The organism is Halomicronema sp. CCY15110 (assembly GCF_016888165.1).
In the GTDB taxonomy this organism is placed as follows: Bacteria; Cyanobacteriota; Cyanobacteriia; order Phormidesmidales; family Phormidesmidaceae; genus Halomicronema.
Genome location: NZ_JACSWC010000215.1, coordinates 1 through 4,366, shown reverse-complemented (window position 1 = coordinate 4,366; position 4,366 = coordinate 1). Strand labels below are relative to the sequence as shown.

The window sequence follows — 4,366 nt, the reverse complement described above, 5'->3', positions numbered from 1 at the left end:
AACCCTAAACATCCTCACGTTTCAACGGCAAAGCTGTTAGAGGAAAAGCAGAACAAACGTTCACCTTAACAGGGGTACCATTACTCGACCTGGACTCCGGAGACTTTTACAGAAAACCACCAATTGGTTCTGGATAAGTTACATGAATACTATGGAACATCAAAATAGACGCAACTCTGTGTGAATCTGTTTTCTTGCCAGTTTCTTGAAAGTCTTGCACATTGGCTGACTAAAAGAGTTACCAGTATTGAACAGAGAATTTTTCGTTGAGGTTGTCTAGGAATCTGTCACCATCACGGTAGGTCGGCCACTGGCGCTCTAGGGTACGGAACTGGGGCGTGTGGGCTTGCTGGAGATAGAGGTGCAGATATTCGTGCCAGAGGAGATATTGAATTACGTCGGCGGGTACGTCTGGGCTGTCGAGTAAGCGGTTGATACGGATGGCACCAGAGCCGAATGGATTACCCGGCAACCAGGATGCCTGACCGTACCAGCCCTTCACAATATTTTGGGTCCAACGAACGGAAAATTGCTCAGAGGGGCGGGTCACGAGTCCTAAAAGGTTGGGTGCCTGAGCCATGACACCTTCCATCAATGCTGCTAAGTCATGGTGAGGACCAGAGGTAAGCTGCTCTGTGGGGCCAGGATTGAAGATGGGAATGGCGCGATGCCGACGATTGGATTCTTCTGGATGATCCAGCTCAAACAGAGCATCATCCACTGCGGCTTGGAATTCACGCAGGTTGGAATAAATTGCCTGGGCAAGTGGAGTGTAGGCAGCTTGTATCAGGTCAGAGGTGGCCTTGCGGGTCAGGTCTTCGGTGTGAATTTTGTGCGCCAGTTTGAACGGATCGCACTCGTCGCGCTCTTGTAGGGAATTGAATTCGGGAATGTCACCGCCCATTCGCCAGTGTTCGATAACTTTGTCCACATCATGTTGAGAGGGCCAGGGATGGTCACAGTCAAAGAAAAATTGGTCATAGAGTTCTTCGTCTAGGGCGGCGTTGATGTGGTTATGATCGAGGGGGGAAGCGTAAAGATGGTCAATCAGGGCTTGCCAGCAAGGTCGTTGGTGCTCGTAGACCGGAATGCTCTGGTAGATATCTTCACCGTCTTGATCGCGGGAGAGGACAAACCAACCGTGGGGAATCGCTTCAAAGACATCGGCTTCGGAACCGGGGCCTTGTTTAGCGATCACCGCTGCAAACTCTTGAATAAGATCCCACGGTAAGAACTCCAGGATTTTGGCGGTGGGCTCGGTCTCTTTGCCGGGTTGGGTTTCGAGGGGTAGGATATCCCCTTCAACCAACGCCAGAGGGCTTTGCCATTCGCGGAAGCGTGCCCAATGGTCTTCAAAGGAAACGACATAGGCTTCGGCGGTGCCACCGGCTTTTACCCCTCGGAGGGCGCGACCAATCATCTGGCGCAGCAAGATTTCGCTGACGGTGGGCCGGGTCAGAAAGACGGTTTGGATGTTGGGAATATCAACGCCTTCGGTCAAAATCTGGACATTGATTAAGACCTCTAAAGTGTCTTCACCAGTGGCATCGCGAAACTGCTGAATGATGTCGTAGTTGTTGACCGGTTGTCCTCCCAGACGATAGCTGGCGATGTAATCTGCGTTGATGCCGTGGGCGCGGAAGCGTTCAGCGAGGAGTGCGGCATGGGGGACATCGATCGCAAAAATTAGGGTCTTGCCGTATTTGGTGCGGTGCTCTAGATAGTGCTGGACGATGACATGGTTGCGTTCTTCCATGTGAGCGATACGGTTTAACCACGCATCGCTGAGGTCGTGAAACTGGGCCAAATGTTTTTCGTCGGCTGGGGTGACGCCAGCCTCGGCATCTACTTTCGTCGCGACTCGAATGGGCAACGGTCGAGCTAAAAACTGACGCTCGATCAGGGTACGAATGGAAATCTCGAACAGGATGCGATCGCCAAACAGGGCTGACAGGGTGCCGCGTTCTTTTTCGGCGGTGCGGGTGGGGGTCGCGGTCAGGCCCAAAATGTGCCTTTGCTGCTCGGTGCCTAGCATATTGATGAGGGCGCGGTAGCTCTTGGCCACGGAGTGGTGCGCTTCATCAATCACCAAAAACGTTTTGGGGTCGCCGAGGAAACTGTCGATCAGATCAGGGCGGCGCGACAAACTGCTCACTGAGGCAATCACCACCTGATCGGCAGGGTCAATCTGGGTGGTCGCGCAGTGAACACCGGAGACAATGCGCACCCGGATCCGGTCTTGGGCGGTGGCCAGACCGGCCAGGGCGTGGAACTCGCGGGCGGCTTGGTCAAGCAGTTCATAGCGGTGGGCTAGCCAGATCAGCCGATATCCGCGATTGATGATGGTTTCGGTGAGCCAACGGGCGGCGGTGAAGGTTTTACCGGAGCCGGTGGGCATGACCAGCAAGCCTTGAAAGATCCCGGTGTTTTGAGACTCAGCCAGATGGGCCGACAGGCAGTTCCAGGCATTTTGCTGATAGTCGTAAGGTTTGCGAGTATCGGCGGCCTGCTTTTGGGGCTCCAGGATGGCAAACCGGGGAATGTCGTCTTCGAGGGGTGCGTCTGTGGCGGTGATGTCTTGGTCACCGTAGCGCAGCATGGCTTCGAGCAGACAGCGCTGAAGGGTGGCGGCGTTGCGGCAGCGGCGGATGTATTGCAGGTATTCGGCAGGGGTTTGTGGGTTGCCCATGGGGCCGATGCCCGCATCCATGAGACGCTGCACGATATTGCCAGTGCCGGGATAGATGGGCAGCCAGGTTTGCTCTAGGGTCTTTTTGACCTGGCGGATGAAGTCTTGGTTGGGGCGGGGCACGGTGGCGGTGAGCCAATCGCGGGGGGCGGCGTGGGCTTGGCTGGGGAGCCCGATATCGCGGGCGAGGGTGGCAACGGTGCCGTCATCAAACGCATCCCAAGAGAACCGATACTTTCTTGCCATGAAGTGACCCAGAGCGCAGTGGCAGCTTGCGACAACGAAGCTGCTTTATGCATGTTGCCCAAGCTGATGCTGTGAAACACGAAACTTTTGAGTATATTTACTTGTCTCGTTTTTAAGGAGTGTAACGGGGGGAAACACCGCATGGGTGCGGCGACTGGACAAGACCCGGCTAAATGCAAGCTACGCCATCAGCAGGTTTTGGAAGGGGTAGGTATTTTTCCAGCAGTAGGCGTTGAAGTCACGCTGATCGACGGAGAAAATGCGCCCGTGGCCTAAGTGCTCGGCCAGGATGACCAGAGAGGCGTCAGCTAAATCCATGGGGAGATCAGCGTACTGCTGCATGAGTTGAGCTAGCTGGGCACCGTGTTGGGGTTCTAGATCGAAGACGGTGAAGAGATTTTGGGCATAGCTTTGAATAAACGTAATTTGGGCCTGAACTCCTTTGCGGGTGAGCAAGAGATAGCCGGTTTCGGTCATGACCGGCCAGGTGGTAATTAACGGTTCGTTGTACTTTTGCAGGGCCTGTTTGGCGGCGGGGTGATAGGTATCTCGGTCATCGGCCAGCGCTAGCCAGAAGCCAGTGTCAACGATGATCATATTTGTCGTTTAATTGGTCGGCGAGGACTTGTTTGTAGGTGGTGGAGAGGTCGGTATCGACGGAAGCGCAGCCGATGAGGCCGCTAGGTTGGAACTGCTGATATAAGCTCTGGTTGGGGGCTGCTTCTGAGGGGGGCGGTGGGGCGTAGCGCTGTTTTAAGAAGCTGACAAATTCCAGGATGAGGCGCTGGGCTTCTTCGGGGAGGGCGGCAACCTCTTGGGAGAATCTTTCGGCATCAAGCATGAGACAAGCCTCAACGGAGTCACTTGGGCTAGGAAGAGCGCTGTCCATACTTTAGAGCATCTGACTGGAACTGCGGCTGAGCATCGCCCCGGTTGCAGGATGGCGAGGATGCTGAGAAATGAGGATTGAACAAGTTGGGATGGTCGTCTCGGCTGTCCAAAGCTGCCTCAACAATTTGGATGTTAGAGGCATCGCATCGGCAGGGGAACTGAGGGCAGTCTAGGGGAGGAGCCTGACTTGGGAGTTGGCGATGTTTTTTCCAGAGACGTTGAGGGCGCTGAGCATTGCGGGGCCGTATGCTTACGAGATTGCCATTGGGTATAAGCCGTCGGAGGGGCGCAGTTGGAAAACGAGTTTTCGGGGGTTGGTGTTGCTGCATGTGTCGCGCAGCCAGGAATATGGCCCATCGCAAAGCCCGGATATGGTGTCGGCGATTATCGGGGCGACGGAGATGTATGATTGCCAGCCGAATTTGACCTACGCCGGATACTTTGACCACTTCATGCGGTATCCGGTATTAGACGACAATGAGCCTGTCGGCTGACGACAACTAGAGAGGCGGATTTATTGATTTCGTCATCTGGATCCAA

At 54.8% G+C, this 4,366-nt stretch carries 4 protein-coding genes; 1 reads left to right on the top strand and 3 read right to left on the bottom strand.

The genetic code is table 11. The features are described from left to right. Positions 1 to 238 precede the first annotated feature (238 nt). The 3 genes from JUK32_RS07580 to JUK32_RS07570 all read right to left on the bottom strand — a co-directional run bounded on the left by JUK32_RS07580 (position 239) and on the right by JUK32_RS07570 (position 3,776). Complete coding sequence (locus tag JUK32_RS07580; RefSeq protein ID WP_204138248.1) at positions 239 to 2,935, bottom strand: DEAD/DEAH box helicase; 2,697 nt, start codon at positions 2,933 to 2,935, stop codon at positions 239 to 241. 180 nt (positions 2,936 to 3,115) lie between these two features. Next, positions 3,116 to 3,532, bottom strand: a complete 417-nt coding sequence (locus tag JUK32_RS07575; RefSeq protein ID WP_204138247.1) for a type II toxin-antitoxin system VapC family toxin — start codon at positions 3,530 to 3,532, stop codon at positions 3,116 to 3,118. Then, complete coding sequence (locus tag JUK32_RS07570; protein ID WP_204138246.1) at positions 3,519 to 3,776, bottom strand: hypothetical protein; 258 nt, start codon at positions 3,774 to 3,776, stop codon at positions 3,519 to 3,521. The genes JUK32_RS07575 and JUK32_RS07570 overlap by 14 nt, the downstream gene beginning before the upstream one ends. A gap of 250 nt (positions 3,777 to 4,026) precedes the next feature. Here JUK32_RS07570 and JUK32_RS07565 point away from each other — a divergent pair, with 250 nt between their 5' ends. Next, positions 4,027 to 4,320, top strand: coding sequence for a hypothetical protein (locus JUK32_RS07565; protein WP_204138245.1), 294 nt, complete (start codon positions 4,027 to 4,029; stop codon positions 4,318 to 4,320). Positions 4,321 to 4,366 lie beyond the last annotated feature (46 nt).

What these genes read in the sequence shown, in the direction of transcription:
- JUK32_RS07570 (WP_204138246.1), bottom strand. Translation starts at nt 3,776, where the DNA reads ATGCTTGATGCCGAAAGATTCTCCCAAGAGGTTGCCGCCCTCCCCGAA.
- JUK32_RS07575 (WP_204138247.1), bottom strand. Translation starts at nt 3,532, where the DNA reads ATGATCATCGTTGACACTGGCTTCTGGCTAGCGCTGGCCGATGACCGA.
- JUK32_RS07565 (WP_204138245.1), top strand. Translation starts at nt 4,027, where the DNA reads ATGTTTTTTCCAGAGACGTTGAGGGCGCTGAGCATTGCGGGGCCGTAT.
- JUK32_RS07580 (WP_204138248.1), bottom strand. Translation starts at nt 2,935, where the DNA reads ATGGCAAGAAAGTATCGGTTCTCTTGGGATGCGTTTGATGACGGCACC.